Raw genomic sequence first — 231 nt, 5'->3', positions numbered from 1 at the left:
CCCTTTTAGAGTGGATCGCTTAAAAACAGGTACTCCGCCACGTATTGATGCACGTACTGTTGATTTTACAAAAATGGAAGCACAGCCTGGTGATATGCCAACACCTGTATTTTCATTTATGGGTAAACAATCAGATCACCCACAACAAATACCGTGTTACATCACTTACACAAACGAAAAAACACATGATGTTATTCGTAAAAACCTACATCGCTCACCTATGTACTCAGG

At 39.8% G+C, this 231-nt stretch carries 1 protein-coding gene; it reads left to right on the top strand.

Going from position 1 to position 231, the window contains the following annotated elements; translation table 11 throughout:
- A partial coding sequence (locus AAEY57_RS21265; RefSeq protein ID WP_350608815.1) for an FAD-dependent oxidoreductase occupies window positions 1–231 on the top strand: 231 nt, incomplete at both ends.

Source organism: Pseudoalteromonas sp. MER144-MNA-CIBAN-0113, assembly GCF_040308965.1.
GTDB lineage: Bacteria > Pseudomonadota > Gammaproteobacteria > Enterobacterales > Alteromonadaceae > Pseudoalteromonas > Pseudoalteromonas tetraodonis.
Note: the sequence above shows the minus strand (reverse complement) of the source record. Positions and strands in the feature narration are given on the sequence as shown.